30 protein-coding genes are annotated in these 22,210 nt (G+C 40.7%); 29 read left to right on the top strand and 1 reads right to left on the bottom strand.

Features of this window, described 5'->3' with window-relative positions:
• Positions 1–125: 125 nt before the first annotated feature.
• Positions 126–572, bottom strand: coding sequence for a hypothetical protein (locus ACH30E_RS16835; protein WP_490825700.1), 447 nt, complete (start codon positions 570–572; stop codon positions 126–128).
• A gap of 160 nt (positions 573–732) precedes the next feature.
• Here ACH30E_RS16835 and ACH30E_RS16830 point away from each other — a divergent pair, with 160 nt between their 5' ends.
• From ACH30E_RS16830 to ACH30E_RS16690, 29 genes are all read left to right on the top strand, one after another.
• On the top strand, positions 733–963 hold the full coding sequence (locus ACH30E_RS16830; protein WP_490825701.1) for a hypothetical protein: 231 nt from the start codon (positions 733–735) through the stop codon (positions 961–963).
• Between the two features lie 55 nt (positions 964–1,018).
• Complete coding sequence (locus ACH30E_RS16825; protein WP_490825702.1) at positions 1,019–1,189, top strand: hypothetical protein; 171 nt, start codon at positions 1,019–1,021, stop codon at positions 1,187–1,189.
• Positions 1,190–1,208: 19 nt separating this feature from the next.
• Positions 1,209–1,427: a hypothetical protein gene (locus ACH30E_RS16820; RefSeq protein WP_490825703.1), complete on the top strand. Its 219-nt coding sequence runs from the start codon at positions 1,209–1,211 to the stop codon at positions 1,425–1,427.
• 59 nt (positions 1,428–1,486) lie between these two features.
• Complete coding sequence (locus ACH30E_RS16815; RefSeq protein ID WP_490825704.1) at positions 1,487–1,615, top strand: hypothetical protein; 129 nt, start codon at positions 1,487–1,489, stop codon at positions 1,613–1,615.
• A 73-nt stretch (positions 1,616–1,688) separates the two neighbouring features.
• Positions 1,689–1,970 (top strand): hypothetical protein, encoded by a 282-nt coding sequence (locus ACH30E_RS16810; RefSeq protein WP_490825705.1) that lies wholly within the window; start codon positions 1,689–1,691, stop codon positions 1,968–1,970.
• A 392-nt stretch (positions 1,971–2,362) separates the two neighbouring features.
• Positions 2,363–4,876, top strand: a complete 2,514-nt coding sequence (locus ACH30E_RS16805) for a DUF5906 domain-containing protein (RefSeq protein WP_490825706.1) — start codon at positions 2,363–2,365, stop codon at positions 4,874–4,876.
• Between the two features lie 216 nt (positions 4,877–5,092).
• The gene (locus ACH30E_RS16800) at positions 5,093–5,575 is read left to right on the top strand and encodes a hypothetical protein (protein ID WP_490825707.1); all 483 of its coding nucleotides are present in this window, start codon (positions 5,093–5,095) and stop codon (positions 5,573–5,575) included.
• A 5-nt stretch (positions 5,576–5,580) separates the two neighbouring features.
• Entirely contained in the window at positions 5,581–5,982 is a 402-nt protein-coding gene (locus ACH30E_RS16795) for a hypothetical protein (protein WP_490825708.1), read from the top strand.
• 215 nt (positions 5,983–6,197) lie between these two features.
• Entirely contained in the window at positions 6,198–7,181 is a 984-nt protein-coding gene (locus tag ACH30E_RS16790; RefSeq protein WP_490825709.1) for a reverse transcriptase domain-containing protein, read from the top strand.
• The gene (locus ACH30E_RS16785) at positions 7,144–7,446 is read left to right on the top strand and encodes a DUF8468 domain-containing protein (protein ID WP_490825710.1); all 303 of its coding nucleotides are present in this window, start codon (positions 7,144–7,146) and stop codon (positions 7,444–7,446) included. The genes ACH30E_RS16790 and ACH30E_RS16785 overlap by 38 nt, the downstream gene beginning before the upstream one ends.
• A 21-nt stretch (positions 7,447–7,467) precedes the next feature.
• On the top strand, positions 7,468–8,097 hold the full coding sequence (locus tag ACH30E_RS16780) for a hypothetical protein (RefSeq protein WP_490825711.1): 630 nt from the start codon (positions 7,468–7,470) through the stop codon (positions 8,095–8,097).
• Positions 8,094–9,695, top strand: coding sequence for a DNA cytosine methyltransferase (locus tag ACH30E_RS16775; protein ID WP_490825712.1), 1,602 nt, complete (start codon positions 8,094–8,096; stop codon positions 9,693–9,695). The genes ACH30E_RS16780 and ACH30E_RS16775 overlap by 4 nt, the downstream gene beginning before the upstream one ends.
• Complete coding sequence (locus ACH30E_RS16770; protein ID WP_490825713.1) at positions 9,696–9,965, top strand: hypothetical protein; 270 nt, start codon at positions 9,696–9,698, stop codon at positions 9,963–9,965. It abuts the gene before it with no gap.
• Positions 9,966–9,983: 18 nt separating this feature from the next.
• A complete protein-coding gene (locus ACH30E_RS16765) occupies positions 9,984–10,223 on the top strand; it encodes a hypothetical protein (RefSeq protein ID WP_490825714.1) in 240 nt (79 codons plus the stop codon).
• Entirely contained in the window at positions 10,192–10,800 is a 609-nt protein-coding gene (locus ACH30E_RS16760; RefSeq protein ID WP_490825715.1) for a hypothetical protein, read from the top strand. Before ACH30E_RS16765 ends, ACH30E_RS16760 begins: the two co-directional genes overlap by 32 nt.
• A 402-nt stretch (positions 10,801–11,202) precedes the next feature.
• On the top strand, positions 11,203–11,526 hold the full coding sequence (locus ACH30E_RS16755) for a hypothetical protein (RefSeq protein ID WP_490825716.1): 324 nt from the start codon (positions 11,203–11,205) through the stop codon (positions 11,524–11,526).
• Between the two features lie 148 nt (positions 11,527–11,674).
• The gene (locus tag ACH30E_RS16750; protein ID WP_490825717.1) at positions 11,675–12,100 is read left to right on the top strand and encodes a hypothetical protein; all 426 of its coding nucleotides are present in this window, start codon (positions 11,675–11,677) and stop codon (positions 12,098–12,100) included.
• 105 nt (positions 12,101–12,205) lie between these two features.
• A complete protein-coding gene (locus ACH30E_RS16745) occupies positions 12,206–12,994 on the top strand; it encodes a hypothetical protein (protein ID WP_490825718.1) in 789 nt (262 codons plus the stop codon).
• 1 nt (position 12,995) lies between these two features.
• Positions 12,996–15,725 carry a hypothetical protein gene (locus tag ACH30E_RS16740; protein WP_490847358.1) on the top strand — a complete coding sequence of 910 codons (2,730 nt, stop codon included), beginning with the start codon at positions 12,996–12,998 and terminating at the stop codon, positions 15,723–15,725.
• A gap of 4 nt (positions 15,726–15,729) precedes the next feature.
• Positions 15,730–16,113, top strand: a complete 384-nt coding sequence (locus ACH30E_RS16735) for a hypothetical protein (protein ID WP_490825721.1) — start codon at positions 15,730–15,732, stop codon at positions 16,111–16,113.
• Between the two features lie 10 nt (positions 16,114–16,123).
• Positions 16,124–16,537, top strand: coding sequence for a hypothetical protein (locus ACH30E_RS16730; RefSeq protein ID WP_490825722.1), 414 nt, complete (start codon positions 16,124–16,126; stop codon positions 16,535–16,537).
• A gap of 38 nt (positions 16,538–16,575) precedes the next feature.
• A complete protein-coding gene (locus tag ACH30E_RS16725; RefSeq protein WP_490825723.1) occupies positions 16,576–17,382 on the top strand; it encodes a DNA adenine methylase in 807 nt (268 codons plus the stop codon).
• A 206-nt stretch (positions 17,383–17,588) separates the two neighbouring features.
• Positions 17,589–17,999 carry a hypothetical protein gene (locus ACH30E_RS16720; protein ID WP_490825724.1) on the top strand — a complete coding sequence of 137 codons (411 nt, stop codon included), beginning with the start codon at positions 17,589–17,591 and terminating at the stop codon, positions 17,997–17,999.
• Between the two features lie 53 nt (positions 18,000–18,052).
• Complete coding sequence (locus ACH30E_RS16715; protein WP_490825725.1) at positions 18,053–19,354, top strand: S49 family peptidase; 1,302 nt, start codon at positions 18,053–18,055, stop codon at positions 19,352–19,354.
• A gap of 52 nt (positions 19,355–19,406) precedes the next feature.
• Positions 19,407–20,399 carry a hypothetical protein gene (locus ACH30E_RS16710; protein ID WP_490825726.1) on the top strand — a complete coding sequence of 331 codons (993 nt, stop codon included), beginning with the start codon at positions 19,407–19,409 and terminating at the stop codon, positions 20,397–20,399.
• 57 nt (positions 20,400–20,456) lie between these two features.
• Positions 20,457–20,972, top strand: coding sequence for a hypothetical protein (locus tag ACH30E_RS16705; protein ID WP_490825727.1), 516 nt, complete (start codon positions 20,457–20,459; stop codon positions 20,970–20,972).
• A 25-nt stretch (positions 20,973–20,997) separates the two neighbouring features.
• The gene (locus ACH30E_RS16700) at positions 20,998–21,546 is read left to right on the top strand and encodes a hypothetical protein (RefSeq protein ID WP_490825728.1); all 549 of its coding nucleotides are present in this window, start codon (positions 20,998–21,000) and stop codon (positions 21,544–21,546) included.
• A gap of 3 nt (positions 21,547–21,549) precedes the next feature.
• Positions 21,550–21,774 carry a hypothetical protein gene (locus ACH30E_RS16695; RefSeq protein WP_490825729.1) on the top strand — a complete coding sequence of 75 codons (225 nt, stop codon included), beginning with the start codon at positions 21,550–21,552 and terminating at the stop codon, positions 21,772–21,774.
• A gap of 60 nt (positions 21,775–21,834) precedes the next feature.
• Positions 21,835–22,209, top strand: a complete 375-nt coding sequence (locus ACH30E_RS16690; RefSeq protein WP_490825730.1) for a hypothetical protein — start codon at positions 21,835–21,837, stop codon at positions 22,207–22,209.
• Position 22,210: the final 1 nt, after the last annotated feature.

Below are 22,210 nucleotides of genomic sequence, written 5' to 3'. Positions count from 1 at the left end.
TTTGTACCCGGTACGGGAATCGAATCTGCCGGAGGGAGTTTTTTTGCTTTTCCCATAAAAAATGTAATTGATTATCAATAGTACTTTTATCCAAGAAATATGGGTTGCCCACCCACTTGCCCGACTTATTTCCTTTCTCTTAGAGTATCTAATGTGCTTTTCAGCAGGTCAATCATCTTGTCTTTTTGTTCACTTAATTCTTTCTCCTTCCTGAGCTCAAGTCTGAGCATTCTAATTTCTTCTTTAAGAGACATTGTTTGCCGGGATTCATCATCCTGGTAGTTTATTGGGGTCTTTGTAATCTCGCCTTCACGGTACTTTAAATACTTATCATTAATACCATATTTCGTGGTAAGTATTCTTTTAATATGCTCAACCTTAGATTGCGGTACTTTTCTCATACCGCTTCTGATCTCCACAAAATTACCGGGCAGGATATCCAACTCTTTTAACAAATCCTTTTGCGTGGTCACCTTTTGGATATATTTTTTATTTGTAACCAAGAACTGTATTACATCGACAAATGCCCTGTCAAATAGGGATTGGTTGTCCTTCTGAGAGTGGTTATTCATGTTTTTTGGATATTTTGGATATAAAATTTGGATATTTCATATTATTCCTTAGTTTTGAATTGCGGATGAATTGCGGACACATTGCGGACAATTTACGAAAATCACAATAAAACAAAGCACGTGCCAAACGCATTTTCATCCAAGCCCCTAAAAAATGAATATGAATAGTAACAAGTGGCAAAAATTAAAAAAGGATTTACCCAGCAATTGGGCGATTCAAGTTTCTAAAGCCTTATCGGACAAGGGTTTTGTTGTTAACAACCGTCAAGTATCTGATTTGATGAGGGGAAAAGTAAAAGACCCGGATAAAGTGAAAAAAGTATTGTTGGAGATTAAATTGTTAAAGTCACGGCACAAGCGCAAAAAAATGAGTTTAAAGAAAATCCTGTAGAGGGCGGCTTTTTTATGCCCCTACATGGATATAAATATCCATAAAATATCCAAGCATGAAACATCATCAAAATATCAGTAAAGGGAAGTTGAACATAGCTAAATTCGGCACCCCCCATTTCACACCTGTATTTGATAGCGTAAGACGCATATCAAGAGAATCCATTCAATCTAAATACCGGGAGAGTATTGAGTTGCACTTCCGCAGAAAATACAGGCATTCATAACCCCTTATAAAACCTTGGTATGAAAAACAATCATGTTGATGCGGAAGCCGCTTACAAAATCTGGTCGGCTTTCAGGGAGGCTATCGAAAAGAAAGCGTTTACTGATCCCACATTAATTGCCATTTGTGAAGAGGAAGAGGATGCATGGCAAGATGTGTATGTCCGGATGACAGACGGTGAAACGGAAGCAATTTGTAAAGATTTGGGTGTCGTAAGAGCCGACACCACTAACCCGTAATTCTTCAAGTATACACGGCCAGTGTTTCTACACCGGCCTCACTATTAAAACCATTTTTTATGAATACAATCCTATCAATTATCGGAGCCATTGTCTTCTTTTTCTGCTGTTATGCTGCTTATAACATCAGCGTTAATAGAGGCTATTCTTCACCATCAAAACAGAGAGATGATACAGCTAATCATTAGCGTAATTGTATCTACCTCCCTAACAATTATCCTTATTCACCCAGTCAAGAAACAAAAAATCAAGAAAGCAATTATGCGAAAACTTAATCTGGTTGGACAAACATTCCAACTATCTACCCGAAACAAAGAGGAAGGCGGTGTCAATACCGAATCCCGCACTGTGCTATCTGAATTCAAAGAAGGAAGAAAGCGCTTTTATAAAGTCGTGAACCCGGTAACGGGTCAGGAATTCACTGCTGATGCAGATGTCTATGACCAATTATTCATGCACAAACGACAGGCATTCAAGTCCAAATTGACCAAAGGGGATGCTTGCTATAATCCCGGATCAATTCACTACAAATTCAAAAATTAATATGTACTGCTTAGTAACTACAATCTGCTCACAGAGCCGCTATATTTTCAGAACTACCACACGGGCATTTGATAATCGTAAGCTCGTAGAACTTACTCCTGATATTTCTAAGGCTAAAACTTTCGACTCTAAACCAGAGGCCTTGGAGTTCCTTTCAAAGTGTGTAACCAATGATCGTATCTATCGGGTTGAAGAATCCCCTGTTGGTCGTGAAAGGGATAAACCTGTTGTGTTTACTGATCGAGCTAATAAAGCAAGGATATCATGACACAGAAGAATGTAAATAAATCTGAACATGATATCGGCGATAAGGCACTTGTTGCAATTATCATCATCTGCTTAACAATGATGCAGTGTTTAGGAAAATGCTAAAGGAATAACCACAACCCAACATGTCAGAAGAACTAACCTATTTTGAAAGTCGAATGCAGCAGCTCGGAGTTACGGCTGAGCTGAACAGGATAAAAATTCTCCAGTATAGTTCGGAGAAGCAGCAGAATGATCTAGTTGAGCACCCCATTTTTAAGGAATCTGAAAAGGGTATTGAGATATTCGTTTATACGCTTGATAGAGAGCTTATTCCTTATAACAAGGAAGGTAGCAGGTGGAAGAATAAGCATTATTCTATCACTAGATTAAAAGAGCCAATTAAGAAGGATAATGGGGATTCAATTAAGTATCTGATACCTAAAGGTCAGGGATCCTATCCTTTCTTTCCCCCTCACATTGTAGAAAAGTACGAGAAGAAAGAACCTATCCGGGTATTATACCTGGTCGAAGGTTTTTTTAAAGCTTTTAAGGGGGCTATGCACGGGATTGATATTGTGGGTCTTTCCTCAATTACTCACATGAGAGAGAAGGAAAAGGGAGGACTTCATCCGGACATATTGAAATTGATGTCTGCATGTGGGGTAGAAAAAATGGTTTGGCTTACCGATGGGGATTGCCTTGACATTACCAGCAAGGATATTGATGAGAATGTCGATTTGTATAAAAGGCCGAAAGGATTCTATTCATCCATTGAAACCTTTAAAACGCTGCTGGATGATTACCGGGACGTTGAGAAATGGTTTATGCATATCGATATAGATGCTATTCGGGAAAGGGATAATAAAATCACCCGTGATCAGGTGAAAGGTCTTGATGATTTACTGATAACATTCGATAGCAATAAAGAGGAAATTGTAAGTGACATAAAGACCTTTTCTTCCCGCAATACCTATTTCCAAAAGTTCAATGTATCTAATGGCTTAAGTAGGGTTTACCAATACTTCCACCTTGGTGATGTTAAACAGTTTTACCTATTCCATTCCGATCGCAGGCCTGAATTAAAAGATAGGGTATTTAAGTTCCTTGGCACCACATACAAGTATAATACGGAAAAAGGGGACTGCGAGGTGATGATCCCACAGGAGTCCAAAGATTACTTCCGGGTAGGAGATGTTTATCATAAGTATGTCCGTATCCCCAATAAATATGGGCAGTTGGAGCTTTCTTTTAGGGTTCGTCAGAAAGGTACCATAATTGATGACCATGGTAAGAATTTCATTAAGTATATACCTAAGTATGAGGCATTTTGCAACGTTCCAAATCACACCAGTTTTCAGCCAATTATTCACGGGAACTTCAATATTTACAATCCTCTAGAACATGAGCCAGACCAGGCAGTTTGTACCGAAGAGGATTGTCCGACTATCATAAAGTTTGTTGAACACATTTTCGGAACGCACACTATTGAAGTAAGAAAAAAGGTAAAGGGAGCCAATGGTCAGCTTATAGATGATGTAAAGCAAGTTAAGTATAGAGAACTTGGTCTTGATTACATTCAGTTACTATACAAAAACCCTACACAGAAAGGGCCAATTCTTTGTTTGGTATCAAAGGAAAATGAAACCGGTAAGTCAACATTTGCAATGCTGTTAAAGCACATATTCACAGCAAATGTGGCAATAGTAGGTAATGCTGATCTGGCAGACAACTTTAACGCCCATTGGGCTTCTAAACTACTGATCATTTGTGATGAGACAAAGATTGATAAGCAGTCGGTGGTAGAAAAGGTGAAATCCTTAAGTACCGCTGATAAAATCATGATGAACTCAAAGGGGAAGGATCACGTAGAGCTTGATTTCTTCGGAAAGTTCATGTTCCTGACTAACAATGAAGACAATTTTATCTATGCCTCCGAAGAAGATCTTCGCTACTGGGTAATCAAGGTGCCACGCATTAAAGAAAAGAACCCCAATCTAATGGAGCAGATGCTAGAGGAAATTCCTGCATTCCTCAGCTTCCTTAACAATCGAAAAATGGTTACAGATAAAGTAACCAGGATGTGGTTTGATCCTGTACTTCTTAAGACAGAAGCGTTGAAAAAGGTTATTGAACACAGCAAACCAACCATAGAGAAAGAAATCAGGAACTATTTCAGGGAGGCATTCCTTGACCATGGAGTTGAGAAAATTCTTATGTCAAGAAAGGATGTGCATAAAGAGGTATTCAATGGTCGATTTGAGGCCAATTATCTGGAAGCTGTCCTAAAAGAGAAAATTGGAGCCGATACCCATCATATATGGATGGCCGGAGAAAAGGAGTTTGCTACCATGGAAGAAGCTCAGGACTTTATTGATAAGCATCTTTCATCAACTGGAACTATCAATACACCCGAAAGAAAAAACAAGGTTATCAGGTACTCATATCCACGTAATGAGGAAAGGATAAATGACGGTAAGAAGGAATGGGTAAGGGTTTACGTGAGCTGCATCGGACGTCCATACATATTCAATAGAAAGGATTTTATCAGTGATCAGGAATGGGAAAGTGTAAAACATGATCCCGAAAGCGAGTACATGAATTCTATGACGGCTGATCCAACTGAAAAGCTCAAAGAAAGAGACGAATTACCATTCTGATATGTGTGATAAAAACAGGATAGAAATAAAATCAGAGGCGCATCAGATGGCGCATGGTATTACTAAACAGCGGAAGAGAAAAACTGCAGTTTACTGGTGCGAAATCTGTGATTGTTATCATCTGACAACTGTTAAGAAAAAGACTTTGAAAGCTAAAAAAGAAAAGTATCCATTCAAATACAAAAAGTTTAATTAATCACCATTAAAAACCTGAAAATGGAAACAGTATCAATCAAGAAAAAGGATGCAGTTAAAGCGTATAACAATGCTGATGCTTCCGGTAAGAAACTTTTGATGGATCTGATCGGGGAAGATCAGTTGCCATTAAATATTATAGATCGTATCAAAACAGTTGAAGATGCCTGCTTTGAAGTAGGTGTAAATGAGGCAGATATAGACCTCAACATCTCTACTGAAACATTTGGGGATAGAGCGGAAGCTCTCAGGGCCATTGCAAAACTGATGGTTATTGCTAAGGCTTTAAACGAAGGATGGGTTCCTGATTGGAATAATCCAAATCAGTATAAATGGTTCCCATGGTTTGAATCAAACGGCTCTGGCTTCCGGTTCGACGGCTCGTTCTTCGTTGGCACGTGCACGGATTCGGCTGGCGGCTCCCGGCTTTGCTTCAAGGATAAGAAGCTCGCAGAATATGCCGGTAAACAATTCATAGATCTCTATAATCAATCATTAAAATAAACCTCATGAAAGTAACAAGCTATGAGCATGCATGTGAGCTGCTCAACCTTAACCCCGCTGAAATCAAACCTAATTTCTCAATGGTTCCTGAAAGGCATCGTCTGGCCATGGAGAAACATTTTGAAATGGTCATCATTGCCCAGGCTATAAACCGAGACGAAGAAACGGGCGAAGACTGGAACCCTAATTGGGATGATTATAGCGAAAGAAAATGGAGGCCTTGGTTTGATCTCGAAAAAGATGAAGACAACAATCCCTCTGGCTTCCGGTTCTTCGTCTCGAGCTACGATGGCGCGAGCACGGATTCGGCTGGCGGCTCCCGGCTTTGCTTCAAAACAGAAAAGGACTCAAACTATGCCGGTGAAACATTTATCGACCATTATAGGGCAATGATGGTGATAGAATAAAGAATGAGGCTGTATGCTGTTGTGAGCGGTCGGCTCTGGCTTCCGGTTCAACGACTCGAACTACGATAACACGAACACGAATTCGACTGGCAGCTCCCAGCTATGCAAAATAAATATGCAGCATAGGCCTTGCCTCTTGGCAAAAAATTACTTGAAAACCGAAGGGCTTTAGTATCCCACTCTGGTAGAGAAAGAGACCTTTTGAAAAGCAAAGAATGAAACGGATCAACAATCTATACCACCGTATTTGTTCGTTAGAAAACCTGCAACTGGCCGATCAGATCGCAAGGAAGGGTAAGTCTAAGCAACGAGGCGTAAAAGCACATATCCGGAGGGAAAATGAAAATTTGAATAGGCTAAGGGAGCTACTCATCAATAAGGAATTCACTACCTCACCATATAAGACCTTTATAATTAAGGATCCCAAAGAGCGTGAAATCTTTTGCCTTCCCTATTTTCCTGATCGGATCGTTCACCATGCCATTATGAACGTGCTGGAGCCGGTATTTGTATCCTCTTTTACTGCAGATACCTATAGCTGCATTAAAGGCAGAGGAATAAAGAAGGCGGCTGATAATCTCAAAAGAGCGCTTACTGATGTAGATGGTACCACCTTTTGTCTTAAGCTCGATATACGTAAGTTTTACCCCAGTATTGATCATGAAATTCTGAAACAACTTCTGAGAAGGAAAATAAAGGATAGAGACCTTCTTTGGTTGATAGACGATATTATTGACAGTGCTGCAGGTGTACCTATCGGTAATTATCTGAGCCAATACCTGGCTAATTACTACCTGAATCCTTTTGATCACTGGTTGAAAGAGCAAAAGAGAGTAAAGTATTATTTCAGGTATGCCGATGATATAGTAATACTCCATCACCAAAAGGATTATCTACATAGTCTTTTACAAGAAATCAGAATATTCCTTAATACTCGCCTAAAATTACAGGTTAAGGATAATTACCAGGTTTTCCCGGTTCAAGTCAGAGGGATAGATTTTGTTGGATACGTATTCCGCCACTCGCACACACTTCTCAGGAAATCGATTAAGAAAAATTTCGCCCGGATGGTTGCAAGGAGGAAATCCCCCGCCTCAATTGCAGCATACAACGGATGGGCAAAACATTGTAATAGTAAACACCTTTTAAAAAAACTACTAAATGAATCAGTTCAAGGACCTGAATATAACGCCAATTGAAAAGGGGTTCAGTGGCGAAAAAATTAAGATGGACAAGATCATCAATAAATCAGTTACAGTATTAGACTATAAGATCGTTCCATCAAAGTTTGAAAAAGGCAATGGGAAATGCCTGCACTTACAAATAATGTATAACAATGAAAGGAGGGTTGTCTTCAGTGGTTCTACAAATCTGATGGATACAATTGAAATGATCCCGGAAGACAAGTTCCCATTCCAAACAACTATCGTAAGAACGGATTCGGACAGATTACAATTTACCTAACAAACTAAAAGAATTTATAACATGAAAGACATACCGATACTATATAGCACTGAAATGGTTAAAGCCATTTATGAAAACAGAAAGAGTAAGACCAGACGAACAAAAGGGCTTGATTTTATAAACAAGAGCTTTAGTGAATGGGAATATCTGGGTATTGATGAAGAAGGCAGGCACCTAATGAGAAATGAATATGGTGCCACTAATGCTATAAAATGCCCTTACGGTCAACCAGGTGATATCCATTGGGTAAGAGAGACATTTTCAGAAGAGGGATTTGTGGGTAACTACGTTTATAAAGCTGATGGTCTTTGTCTATTGACTGATAACGATAAGTGGAAACCTTCCATCCACATGCCAAAGAAAGCAGCCCGCTTTTTCCTGCAGGTAAAGGAGGTGAGAGTCGAAAGGCTGCAGGATATTAGCCAACAGGATGCCATTGCAGAAGGCATTCATGGTTATGATGATGGTAGTTGGAAAAATTACATGGCCAAAAAAGGTAAGAAGTATGAGGGTGTTGAATGCTGGCTACCTGGTGCATCCTTCTGTACGCTTTGGTGTTCAATAAACGGAACTAAATCATGGGATGCAAATCCATGGGTATGGGTGATCAGCTTTGAGCGTATCGAAAAACCTCAAAACTGGCCTCTATGAAAGATCCACTCTTTTTAATAGTTGACCTCTTTTGTGGAGCTGGCGGCACGACAACAGGTTTTGCAAAAGCCCGGATAAATGGATCTTCCATTGCGAAAGTAATTGCATGCGTAAACCATGATGCAAAAGCAATAAAGAGCCACTGGATGAATCATCCTGATGTTAAGCATTTTGAAGAGGATATCAGAACGCTTGACCTTACTCCGTTAATTGCACATGTTAACTGGTGGAAAGAACGGTATCCAGATGCATACCTAATACTCTGGGCAAGTCTTGAGTGTACCAACTTTTCAAAGGCTAAGGGTGGCTTACCTCGTGATGCAGACAGCAGAACACTGGCCGACCACTTGCATAGATATAAGGAAGCTTTAAACCCTGATTACATACAAATCGAAAATGTAGTTGAGTTCATGAGTTGGGGGCCATTAGATAGTAACGGAAAACCCCTTAGCAGAAAGAACGGATTAGACTATCTAAAGTGGTGTAATGAAATGAAGGGAAATGGATACTATGACCAATGGAAGGAGCTGAATAGTGCCAACTTTGGAGCATATACTAGCCGAAACCGTCTCTTTGGGTGCTTTGCAAAACATGGTTTACCAATCGTATGGCCGGAAGCCACTCACGCCAAGAATCCACAACCAGGGAATATGTTTTCAGAACCCTTAAAAAAATGGAAAGCTGTAAAGGATGTATTGGATTTCACAGATCAAGGGAAGAGTATTTTCAACCGTAAAAAGGATTTGTCCGATAAAACGCTGGAACGGATATACGCTGGATTGATAAAGTATGTAGCTAATGGTGACAAATCTTTTATTAGCAAGTACTATTCAGGAAAGCCTGCCAGTAAAAATACATCTATTGATAAGCCAGCTGGTGCAATATTCTGCAATGATCATCATTCAATTATAAGTACTCATTTTTTATGTCATTACTATTCTCATGGTGGAAATTTAAGCTCTGTAGAAACCAGTTGCCCAGCAATACCAACAAAAGACCGCTTTCAACTTTTAAGTCCTGAATTCTTTATCGACAAGCATTATGGCCATGCTCAGAATCAATCTATTGATAAGCCAGCTGGCGCAATACTTCCTAACGATAAACACAGACTTATAGAAGTAGATCCATTCATCATGGATACTCAATACAGTAACCGGCCTAAATCAATATATAATCCATGTCCAACTCTTACAGGATCCAGAAGACATCATTATTTGATTAATCCTTCATGGGGAGGTAATACTGGTAGCGTAGATGAGCCTTGCTGTGTGATCGTTGCAAGTCAGCATAAGGCACCACTCTATTTTGTTCAGGTTGAATATGGAAATGTAGCCATAGCGATTTATGACACTGATTCTGAAATCATGATCAAGATCAAACAATTCATGGCTGCATTCGGATTGGTTGATATAAAAATGAGGATGCTGAGAGTATCTGAACTTAAAAGAATTCAGGGATTCCCAGAGGATTACCACTTATGTGGTAATGAATCAGACCAGAAAAAGTTTATCGGGAACAGTGTGGTACCTGATGTGGTAGAAGCCTGGTGTGTGGCCATGGCCGGAGAAATTATTACTAAAACTAAAAAAGTAGCATAAATGAGAGTTATTAAATTTTATTCAGAAGGTTACTACTATGCCTTTTCAGCAGAAACATTTGAGCTAGCACAAAAAGAGTTTCATTCTCAAATTGGCGATACAATTGATCGATGGGAAGAGGTTCCTGAATCAGAGTGGGACAAAGAAGAAATCAACCTATGGGTTGATAATGATTTCACATCTAAACCATCTCAGGTCTCAATCAGGCAATTAATTATGGGAAAAGATCCACAATTAATATTTACTGATGACCTGGATATTATTTCATAACCATTATAACAAACCACAATGACATTAACTACCGAATGGCAGCCTTATGACGGTAACTACCAGAAAGAGCTGCAGGATATAAAACTGAAGAACGGTGATGTTGTAACTCACTGCTGGCCGAATGCCGGTTACTGGCATCCTTCTCAAAGAAGGGGCAATGCGAAATACTATGGTAAAGACATTCCTCATCAAGAAGCCGCATTTGTAAAACTTTCAAATGATCCTCATGAAACTACAGCAAGCCTTAAATCTATCTAGTAGGATAGTTGAAATACTCAGGCCGCATACTTCAGTTATTCATATAGCTGGGAGTATTCGCCGGCAGAAGCCTGAAGTAAAGGATATTGAAATCATCTGTATTCCTAATAAGATTCCAGTACAGCAGCATCTATTCGGCGGGCCACCCAAGGAAACAGTTACTGGAGGCTTTGTAATGGCCTTGGAGCAAATGACTAAAGAAGTGGTAAAAGGGCAACCTAATGGACGTTCTATGCAGATCATTTTAAAAGGGGGAGCTACAATGGATCTATTCATGCCAGATCCGGATGATTACTATCGGATGCTGGCGATTAGGACTGGCAGCTCCAGATATAGTCATGATGTAATTGCTACAGCTTGGCGTAAGAATGGTTGGGTTGGTACTGATCATGGACTACGCCGTATTCAAGATTGTGAGGCTAAAATTTCAGGGGATAAGACTACCTGGAAGTGTATAAACATGGACGGAGAAAAACCGCCTGTATGGGCCTCAGAGGAGCATTTCTTTGAATGGTTAGGTATTAAGTGGACTCATCCTGTGAACAGGGATATCTATATCCCCAATCTATCAAAATAGGCCTGTTACAAAGCTGTTACATCTATGAAAATCAACAAATTAAGTTTCGAGTGCTTAGGAATTAGGGGGAGTAGTAGCAGTCTTCGGCTCGAAAATCGGTTCTACAGGGGTTATTCTGGCAATATTTCAATGAAATCGCAGTGGATGAAAATAGTGTTACAACTGTTACAAGTATTAAGGAAGGGGCTTGAAATCCTTTACTGTATTATGTTTCCTTTTGTAACACTAAAAAATAAAATACTGTTAGTGTTACATCTATGTTACAAAATGTTACAAACTGTTACAACTGGTGTTACACTTACTGTTACAAAATAAAATATTGATTATTAATTAGTTAGTAAAAAATGTAACAGCAAGTACTAAAAAATGGCAAGTCACTCAGAATTTTTCAAAATCATAATTATGAAGACAATCTACATTCAAACCAACTATAACAATAAACTCGGCTGTAAAGACTTCATTCATATTGATCGGGCTCCAAGAAATCCAATTCCATCTAAGGAATTGGGATCAATAATTGAGTTGCGAACATCAGATAATTCTCACCCACCGGTGAAGAAAAAAATTTACAGCCTGACCAGGTTTAAGCTTGGTCAGACTTTTGACACACAAAGTATTCCTTCCCATGGCATGGATGCATGTGAGTTTATTGAATGGTGGAAGGGTCAGTATGGAGAAGGTGAAGGAACAGAGCTGGCCGTTTATTACTACCGTGATGCTGAATAATTATAGTATCTTCGTAAAACCTCGTTTGATGAGTTCTCTGAACAAATCCTATTTCACCATTTCCATCTTTACAAAGCCTTACCTAAAAAAATACCTGGAGACCAGGTACGGTTCACCCATCACATTTACTACAGACAATTACTTTGGCATGTCGGTCGCCTCACTTCTTGAGAGGCCTTTGAAATTTCATAAAAAAAAGGAGTTCATAAGACTTCGAACTGATCGCTTCGATGAAAAGTTAGTTATTCAATGTCCTATTTCATTCTTATCAAAATACCGTTACGGTGTTGATATTACGGATGAGAAAATAATCAGCCTGAATAAACTGTTCGAAGAAAAATTTGAAGAAGAACTCGTCTTCTTCTGCCAGATACTATCCATCTGCGGCGTTGAAATAAAGGAGGCCTTGGAGGAATTCTGCAAAAACTTCAACATTGAGATTGGAACAGACATCAGTTATGATGCTTTGAAAAAGAAAGAATATAGATTCAGAAAAAAAGAAACTTTTTCTCCCCCCCAAGTGTCCCCTAAAAACCGCACAATTATTCAGCATACACTCATGTTTGGAGAATAAATTTATACCCCCCAAGTGTCCTCTGCATTTTATCGGTTTGAAAAAATAAATACCTGCTTTTTCATTGTCCTTTCCAAGCAGGCATAATGCCCTCAAATTAGCGGCATGTTTAGTACATCTTACAAGAGTATGCAATCAATGGGTAAAAGCTATGGCCCATACCTTGGAGGCATTTGTAAATGGTGGTACACATTCACTCAAAATCTTGATGGGTTCCCTCATATAAATCCATTAACTCAACAGTTATCTGAGGAACCTGTACTTAAAGCTGGTAAAACATGGTATGGTCCAGTGAATATGCCAGATAAACAACTCGGATGGGAAGAACAATCACTTAGGTCAGCAGCAGGAAGATTTTACCGTCAGAAGTTGAGTGCATTTTCACCTGGTATCGATATCATCAATCATATCAATCAACAAAATGTTGCAAAGAATCAGTTGGTTATCGTAGCCAAATTGAGGGCTGGAGGTTTTTTCATTGTGCTTGGTAACGATAGAATCGGGATGGATTTGGATGAAACGACAGGATCCGGGATTGGTTCATCGGAAACGCCTGGTACTAAACTTCAATTTTTGATTGACACAAGAGACAAAGCTCTTGTTCTTTCTTCATTTCAGGGAGAAGATAGTATCCCTCCGCCAATATTCGGAATCAACATAAACAGATCAGACATGGAGTTCTATGATTTTAACCCTGCCGGCGACACTGTAATTGATTGGACTCCAGAAATGGTTGGTCGTTTTGGAGCTTATCCAACTATTGAGGTGTGGCCGCTTGATCCAGATACAGGAAACTATTACCGTGGTAATATACCTATTGACGCACAAGGAGATCCACCGGTTTCATTTACAATCCGAAACAATGGCGGATTAGGAAAAATAAAAATCATGTAAGATGAAAAAATTACTTTTCTTTTTTATTGGATTAGCTATCCATTTTGCTGCATTCTCACAGGCAGAAATAAAGCAGCAGGGAGATACAGTGAAGATTGTAAAACGAGGTGGAGGTATTGCTTACTTTGATGTTACAGGTTACTTTAGAAATCTTAATCCCGGTACAGGATCAAGTAATGATTCAATTGTTACTTGGGATCCGGTTTCAAAGCTGTTCAAAAAGATATCAAGAACTTCATTACTTACTCATACACACCCACAGTTTCAGGTAATTGACTTGAATGATAGTTTGACTGCCCTTCAAAATAGGATACAAACAAAGCTTTCAATTGCAGACGCAGCATCAAATTATACAACCATTTCCCGGACGCTTGATTCTTTGTCGGCTGTTCAGGGAAGGATAAACACAAAGCTGAATATTACAGATGCTGCGAGTACCTACATCACAATAACAAGGATAATAGACTCGCTGGCTGCATTACAGGCCCGGATACAGACAAAGGAGCCATTGTTAGGATTTACCCCGGTGCCAAACACCCGGACGATTAACGGCTATGCATTAACTGGTAATATCTCACTAACAAAATCTGATGTTGGATTGTCTAATGTGCCCAATACGGATGCCACCAATGCGAGCAATATTTCATCCGGTACACTTGCAGATGCCAGGCTTAGCTCTAATGTCACGCTTCAAGGTAATAGCTTTAATAGTGCTGGCCAGCTCGTTCAATTGGATGGATCAGGAAAGCTACCGACTTCTACAATTCCCTCTCTAGCTCTCGTTGAAACTTTTGTGGTAGGTAGTCAATCGGCCATGCTTGCACTCACTGCACAGATGGGAGACGTGGCAGTAAGGACTGATAATAATAAGTCATATATCCTACAGGCAGAACCGGCCAGTACATTATCAAATTGGGTAGAGCTGCTGGTACCGGATAGCGAGACAGACCCGATTTATACAGCAAGTTCATGGTACAGCACAACGAATAATGCGAGTAACTGGAACACCGCCTATTCATGGGGCAACCATGCAAGTGCTGGTTACGCTTCAACCGGTGGATCATACTCAAACCCTGCGTGGATAACATCATTGGCTTGGTCAAAAATTACGGGTGCTCCCTCGTTCCTGACCACAGAAACAGACCCGATTTATACAGCAAGTTCATGGTACAGCACAACGAATAATGCGAGTAACTGGAACACCGCCTATTCATGGGGCAACCATGCAAGTGCTGGTTACGCTTCAACCGGTGGATCATACTCAAACCCTGCGTGGATAACATCATTGGCTTGGTCAAAAATTACGGGTGCTCCCTCGTTCCTGACCACAGAAACAGACCCGATTTATACAGCAAGTTCATGGTACAGCACAACGAATAATGCCGCCAATTGGAACACTGCCTACGGATGGGGAAATCATGCAGGTTTATACCTTCTATTAACAGGCGGAAATCTTTCTGGGAACTTGAATACATCACAAAACATTGCTTTAACTGGTGATGCCAAAACAGTAAGTACAACATACGGAGGCGTAACAACATCCCATTTTTACACTGATGGGACAGGTGGTAATATTTCAGTTGATGGAACAAATGATTTCAGTTTCAGAACTGGGGGCGTAAGCGGAACAAGGAATTTTGTTATTAAAGGTAACGGAAACTCAGGCTTAGGTACTGCTTCGCCGAATGATTACGGTGCGGGGTGGCGAACTTTAGCTATTAATGGTTCATCTGACGGGGCGCAATTGGATTTAATGGTAGGCGGGGTAAAACAAGGGTTCGTAGCAGGCGGGGTAACAGCATTTGAAATAGGTTCATCCGTAAATACCCCTATTAGGTTCTATACAAATGGTGTGCAAAGCGCGAATATTTCAACATCTCGTGAATTTCTTTTAAAAGGTACAGCAGGTACTAATTCAACTAATTTTCAAAGAAAATCTTTTATTCAGGATGGGGGGTTTGGTACTGGTTACATAGGGGGTACTATTTATTCTTTATTAGCAGGTTATGACGGGGCGTCTATTTACGCTACTGATATAGGTTACTATTATGATGGCGTAAGTGGTTACGGATTGAAATTTTCTACAAACGACAATTCATCAGGCGATCCTATTGTAAGGTTAGATATATCATCAACAGGAGCGGCTACATTTAGTAGTACGGTCGCCATCGGTGCTGTAACAGCTCAATCTAATTTGCATATAGAGTCAAACAACACATTTACAAGCGGGATTTTATTAAGCCCTACAAGTAATACCACAGTTGGTTTAAATATGTGGTATAGCAATGGCGGGTTTACAGATTCGTATATTGATTCAAGGTATGACAACGCAGGAGCAGCAATGCACTTTAGAATGCGCGCAGACGGTACGCCAGTTGATGCGTTAGTTTTATCAGGTTCAGGCGCGGCTACGTTTGCTAGTACAATACAATCAAACAGACACTACTTTTATTCCACATCAAACTACATTGATTTTGACAGTGAATTAGGTTGGTATTTATCTGGATATGGTTATATTAAATCAGCGGCTTTATACGATGCTAATCAGGATTTACTAACCAGTTCAAACGTAACCTTCAACCAGGTTACGGCAACAATCCTCGGATCGGTTGGGACAAACATGGGTAGTGGAGGAGTTACATCAGGGTCGCCTGTGATAATAAGATTGAATATAGGAGGCACATACTATTATTTCTCCGCCGTTCCTAATTATTCACCACCTCAACCATAATAGCATGAAAGCAATATTGAAAGCATTGATCTGCTTAATGATCACACTTACATCCTGCGAGAAAGGATACGTAGATCCTATTGGTACGGAAGACTTACCAGAGGCAACTATAGTTCAGCAAATAAATGGTGTCGAGTACCGTGGATATGAGCTATCCTATGTTCAACGGGAGTTTACTGCCAACGGCAATTTTAGAATAGTAGCCCTCACAAATACCAATACATATACAGTGTGGTTTGGTGTTAATCCTTCCCGGGTTACGGTTACTGGTATAAGCAATAGCCTGAATGTACCTGCAGTTTTTCTCGAGTATTCAAACGGTGTCTGGACAGGAAACTTTATCCTACAACTACCTGCCAATTATCAATACACGATTTATACAAACTAAAAAAACGAAAATGAAAAAAACAATCTTACTGGCCATAGCAGCCACACTCGCCTTGACAACTATTGCTCAGAAATCAGACACCACTATCTTGGAAGGATCTCGTCTAATTTATACTGATGTAACCAACAACGAAAAGAAGATAATAATGGAGGTTACAAAGGGAGGAGATACTTTGACTATCGAAAAAGTGAAGGTTATAAAAATTGGGAATAAGGTCTTCAGTTTTGCAGAGCTTTCTAATCCTGGTACCGTAACACTGAATGTACCAATGCAATGGATCATTGCCAACTTTCAGTACCTCGATAACTCGAGTGGAGGCCTCAGTAAAAAACAGGTAGAAGATCTACAGGCCCCGCTAAAAGGATACTATGATTACTACCAGTACCTGGTCCAGCAACAGAGGCAATCACAACAGAAACAATAATTTTTTTTACCCATCAGGGAAATAGGCACCCTGATAAGATGAAAAAACAAATCTCGCTCAGAACACCAATTAGCTATTATGGTGGCAAACAAAAATTAGCAAGCACAGTAATCGGATTTTTACCGAAGCATAATCTTTATTGCGAACCATTTTTAGGAGGAGCTGCTGTATTCTTTGCCAAAGAGCCCAGTAATGTTGAAGTTATTAATGACACGAATAAAGAGTTAATAAACTTCTATAGGGTTTGCCGAAACAGATTCCATGAACTTACCGCTCTCGTAAGGACGACACTGCATAGTAGACAAGAGCATGATGATGCATGGGTTATTTATAATAAGCCACACATTTTTGATGAGGTCAGAAGAGCATGGGCAGTATGGGTATTAAGTACCCAGAGTTTCAGTGCTATGTTGGATGGATCATGGGGCTATGATAAAACAAATGACACCACAACTCAAAAAATCAGTAATAAGAGGGAGGAATTTACTGAAGCATTGGCTTTAAGGCTGCAACACGCACAAATAGAATGTGCCGATGCGCTTTATATAATTCAGAGCAGGGATACACCGGAAAGCTTCTTTTACTGTGATCCGCCATACTACAATAGTAATTGTGGCCATTATGACGGATATACCGAAGAAGATTTTAAAGGCCTGCTGGATGTACTTTCTAAAATCAAAGGGAAGTTTATGCTCAGTAGCTATCCGAGCCCTCTTTTGCAATCTTATGTAAAGAAGTATAAATGGAATATGTGGAGTGTGGAACAGAATGTAAGTGTAAATGCTAAAGGAGGTTACTTGAAAAGGAAGGTGGAAGTTATCACCGCTAATTTTCCTCTGAAATAAAATATAGAGGCCGGGAGCCTACAAAAAACGCCAATTCAATGTAGTAGTTCAAAAAGAACTTCCCGGCCCCTTTAGGGAAATAGGCCGATTTGGTGGTACTACATTGAATTGGCAGTACAAATATATGGCTCATTTCATTGTCCTTTCAATCTTAGCTCACTTGTTCCAGATTTGTTACCTAATCATTTCTAAGTAAACAAAAAGTTATGAAAAAATTATTCGCTCTCCTTTTGCTCGGAAGCCTTTTATCATTGTCATTTGAGTCAACTGCTCAAATCGTAACACAGAAAAGTGGCGTAAGTACCGCTGGTGCTGCAAAAACGACACTTACCAACGTAGATACCGCATACGTGGATTTCAAGGTAGATCCTTCCACCCAGAGCATTGAAGCTATTGATCTTAAAACATCCGGAACGGTTGCAGGTAAGGTATACCTGATAGCTACTGTTAGTGGCTTAAAATGGTACAAGCTCGATTCATTAGATAGATCGGATGGCGATAATTCTAAAGTATTTGATATACCGGCAAAGAAGAATCATGCCCGATATCGGCTTCAATGGATTCAATCAGGAACGGCAGTTTCAACATTTAAGGCTTACCTGCAGACACGAAACTGATAGGTAATTCCATTGTCCTTTCTGCTTTTATCGAATAAAAACATTTTTACATCGTGAGTTTTCAAACAGCATCAGCAATACTTCGGGGCAAGTGGTTCATTCAAAAAGAATGGGCACATGCAAATATGGGTTTAGTGATCCGCATGCTTAAGGGCGAGTCGGTTGATTTTGGGATGAAGCGTGACGAAGCAGTTGATGCAAAAGTTCTTTCAATACGATCAAAAGCCTCTTATGGCTCTATTTATCGGGTAGGTTATTACACGGATCTATCCAAGCTTCCTGAGAATTCTATTGCCATGGTTGACATTGTCGGCCCGGTAACCAAGTTCGGGGATATGTGTTCCTGGGGAAGCGTGGATCATGCAGAAACCATTCGAAGACTTTCTAAAGCTCAGAATGTTTCTGGCATCATCATTAACGTGGATAGCCCAGGGGGCGAAGCTTCTGGTACTTCCATGCTTGCAGATACCATTAAAGATGCCGCCAGTGTTAAACCTGTTATTGGTCTTATTGATGATGGCATTGCCGCCAGTGCAGGATACTGGATCGTAAGTGCATGCACAGAGGTATATGTTACCAAAAGAACCGATATGGTAGGGTCAGTTGGTGTTTACTGTGCAATCGCAGACTGGTACGGATACTTTGAAAGTCAAGGTTTAAAAGTGCATGATGTATATGCGCCTCAGAGTACTGACAAGAATAAAATCTTTCAGGATGCCATTGACGGTAATGACAAACCATTGCAGACTGAATTAAAGGTGCTGGCTTCCGAGTTCATAGAAACCGTTAAGACAAACCGTGGCACAAGGCTTACATCTGATGAATGGGATACCGGTAAAATGTTCTATACAAAAGATGCCGTTAAAATTGGTTTGATCGACGGTCAAATGACTTTAAGCGAAGTGTATGTGCGTATGGGTCAAATGATTGATTCTTCTCAACAACAACAACAATCAAGCAATAAAAATACCAACATGAGTTATCCAAAAACACAGAAAGCCGCCAAAACAGAAGGCTTTCAGGCATTGGTTCCCGGAGTGGCAACTGAAGTAGAATCTTCAGGAGTTTTCATTACCGATGAGGCCATGGGCAATATTGAAGCAGCCATCAGTGAGAATGAAAATGCCGCTACCGAATTAGCGCAAGTAAACGCATCACTTACTCAGGCACAAACTGATTTAAGTGCAGCTAATACCACTATTGCCGGTTTGCTCGCTGAAATCAAAACCCTCAAAGGAGAGGATGGAAGTACAACCGCAGATCCGGCTGATACTGGTAAAGACGACTTTCCTAAAACGGACACCAGTGCAATGGATTTCGCATTCCAGAAGGAACTGTTGGATAAGGTGAACTAAGGTTCTTATCCATAATCATAAAACCGAATCGCTAACCTAAAAATTAATAAAAATGGCTATAGAAGTAGCTGACGTAGTCGCCCAGTTTGGCGCATATTATAAACCTGGTTCTGACAACCAGAAGAACCTCAGAGATATGCTGTATAAGCCATCTGAGACAGCGGCTCTTTTCCAACCCCGTCCATCGGATGATACTATCTGGCGTGGCACATTCGCTTCTATGGACCGAATTGTTCAGCCTTTCCAGAAAGCGTTTACCCCACTGGGAACGATCACTTTCAAACCCGCTGAATTTTCGCTTCATCAGTTGAAAATTGACATGAAGGAAACTCCGGATGACCTGGAAGCAACCTATGTTGGTTTCCTGACCTCTGTTCCGGAGATCGAGCGTGCAAACTGGCCTTTTGTAAAATGGCTGATGGAAAAGCACGTAATGCCTAAGAAGGAAGAAGACCTGGAGGTGTATGAATATTTCAAAGGGGTGTATGCGGCTCCTGCACCAGGTGTAGCAGGCGCAGCCGGTACAGCCATGAATGGTATCAGGAAATTCATCCGCACCTATAATACTGCAGGTCGTACCAATCTGGGTAACGGTGCTATTGCAACTGGTGCTGCTGCGGACAGCGACGTAGATTATTGCGAGCAGGTAGAAGAGTTTGTTGAGTCAATCCCTAGCGTTTTCCGTAGTAAGATTGATTCTGTGGTGATGAGTAAAGAGAATCGCACCAAGTATCGCCGTGGTAAACGCAAAAAATATGGCTTACAGGTAAACTTCCTGACAGGAGTTGGTGCGAGTGACCTGGATACCATTGAAGACTATCCGAATATTTCGGTAATGGGTCTTGAAAGCCATAATGGTTCTGACCTGATGTGGGCTACTCTTGCCGCAAACAGGATCCGTCCACAGAAAAAAGCTGCGCTCGCCAAGACCATGGCAGTAAAAGAGTTCAGCGCTCGTGAAGTGAGTCTCTACACTGACTGGTGGGAAGTACTGGGCTTCGAAGTTCCTGAGTTCATCTTCCACAACGACCAGGATCTGGCGTAAACCAAATTATTCATCTAAGGCCCGGAGATATTTCCGGGCCTTACAACAATACCTGAAATGGGAAAAACTAAAATCATTTTAACTGAGGATGCTCTATCAACAGTGGAAGCATTAAAGGCTGCACTGGCAGAGAATCCGGAAGCTGCTGCAGTAGAAATCATTGACCTGGTTACTTTCAAAAACGAGCAGGCTCAACAGTTGGAATCATTGCAGGCTGAAAACAAAGGCCATATCGAAAAAATAGCCGCTCTGGAAGCTGATCTGTCGAAAGTTAATGATGAACTGGTTGAAGTGAAAGCTGAAGCGGCTGTTTACGAACAAACCAATTCTGAGCTTTCAAAGCAATTGGCTGAGCGAGCAGATCTGCAACTGGTTAAGGATGGTAAAGAAAAAACTACACCAAAGTTTGAAGACAAAACCTTCACGCTGGATGGTGTTGTTTATGGCTTTAACTATCCAAAAACAACCATTAACCGTGTGCCGGTTGATGTTGATCATGTGGTAGCTGATGCCAAACTCCAGGAGCAACTGGTGGAGATGAAAAGCGGCATGATCAAAGTGATCGAAAAATAATTTTCAAACCTGTTAATCATAAAACATGGCTTCACAGAACCTGTATAAAAAGTTCACCAAAACGGAGACTTCCAAGAACCGTAATGGTGGCTATAAAAATGTACTTTACTATGCGCCAACAAGTACATTCTTATCAATCAAGCAGCCAACTGATGCACCGGCTGCATTAGGCGACACCAAAAAAATTACGACTGCACATACATTCCCGGCTGACGAGGGATGGATGAGTCTGCTTTGTAAACTCCATAGTGTTACCTCAAAGGCTACCACTGTAGGTGATGAAGGTGCACAGCGTATGCAGTACGATTTTGAAGGTATCATCCTTGGCGATAGTGCCATCCACCAGGAGCAGTTGGAAGCTATGCTTAATGACAACTGCCTGTTCCTGATCAAAGACCAGGATTGTATCAACACAACTGACTATGTACAGTTTGGTGATGAATGCCTGACTCCAAATATCAAACTGGAGTTTACTGGTAACACCACAAAAGAGGGTTTGAAAGAGTACAAGATCCTCGGTACTGTGCTGGATAAGAAATTCTGGTACTCTGCAGCCGTAACAGAAAAACCATAAGAGATGGCAGAGAAAGCACCATTCTTTACAAATCCCGATACAGAGGCTAAATACGAGCCCTGTTTCGGCATGGATAAGGTAATTACCCTTCCGGGTGAATATGCTGGCAAACTGAGCGGGATTTCGCCCGAGCAGGCCCAGAAATTAATCGACATGGGAGATAACCAGGTTAAAGCCCGGAAGAAGCCTCTTTTGTCAACCGGTGGCGGAGCAAGTACCGAAAAATAGTTTTCATGCAGGTAAAAGGTAAATCCTCGTCCGCCCAGGGCGGGGATTTTTTATATCACGATGAGTTATGAAATAATAAACGATAAGGTGCGTGCCAAAGCTGCTGACCTGCGTAAAAGGCTTCAGAATAGCATCAGTAGGCTCGGGATGAAGCACGTGGACAGCAAGAGTAACTACGAACCACTCACGAAAATAACAACCCGTATAAGCAAGCAGAAAGGCCTTGCAAACCGGATCCGGATCAGATTTAAGAAATCAGGTGTGTTTGTTCATAAGGGAGTTGGTAGAGGCACTACAGCTTCTCAGGTAGGCAGTACCAACAGAAAGGCAAAAGAATGGTTTAACCCCATAATTGACCAGGTAGCTGATGAACTGGTGGAAGAGCTGGCTGATGAAATGGTGGATGTGGTATTTAATTCAATCAGGATCAAATAAG

Source organism: Sediminibacterium sp. FW305-C-61 (assembly GCF_058231065.1).
This window is presented reverse-complemented; position numbering and strand designations above follow the sequence as displayed.